Annotated in this window: 1 pseudogene; it reads right to left on the reverse strand. The window is 64.3% G+C overall.

The features are described from left to right. Positions 1-65: 65 nt before the first annotated feature. Positions 66-765: pseudogene (gene istB, locus DC522_RS33865) on the reverse strand (IS21-like element helper ATPase IstB); the annotation flags it as partial.

Genomic DNA, 765 nt, shown 5'->3' on the forward strand with positions numbered 1-765 from the left:
TGTCAATGCCGAGTGAATTTTCCTCAGAAGTGCCGAAGTAAAAATCCCCAGCTTTATCGGTTGGCTCATCGGTTCGAGGAATCGGGTTTTCGGGTTGTTGGCTTCGGCGGCGGAGGCGGTGCGATGACGGCCTTGGACCTGATGTGCTCGGACACGAGGCTGGCGTGCTGACGCAGGCGATAGCTCGAGCCTTCGATCTGGATCACAACCGCATGGTGAAGAAGCCTGTCGAGCAGAGCCGTCGCGACCACGGGGTCCCCCAAAAACCTCGCCCCATTCGGCAAAGCCGCGGTTGGAGGTCAGGATCATGGCGCCCTTCTCATAGCGGGCGTTGACCAACTGGAAGAACAGGTTGCCGCCGCCGGGGATGACCGGCAGATAGCCGATCTCGTCGACGATCAGCAGCGAGAAGCGCGCCAGAAAGCGGATGCGCTCGCGCAACGTCCCCTCGCGCTCGGCCTTGGCCAGGGAGGCGATGATCTCGGCCAGGGTGCCGAAGTAGACGCTGCGCCCGGCCTTGATCGCCTCGACGCCCAGCGCCACGGCGAGATGCGACTTGCCGGTGCCGGGCGGGCCGAGCAGATGCACCGCCTCGCAGCGGTCGATGAAGTCGAGTTGCGCGAGCGCCAGGATGCGGTTGCGGTCGAGGGAGGGCTGGAACGAGAAGTCGAAGCCGGCGATGGTCTTGGCGGCCGTGATGCGCGCGGTCAGCAAGGCCATCTTGATGCGCCGGGACTGACGCAGGGCCAGTTCCTCGCTCAGTAG

The organism is Microvirga sp. KLBC 81, assembly GCF_003075415.1.
Classification (GTDB): domain Bacteria; phylum Pseudomonadota; class Alphaproteobacteria; order Rhizobiales; family Beijerinckiaceae; genus Microvirga.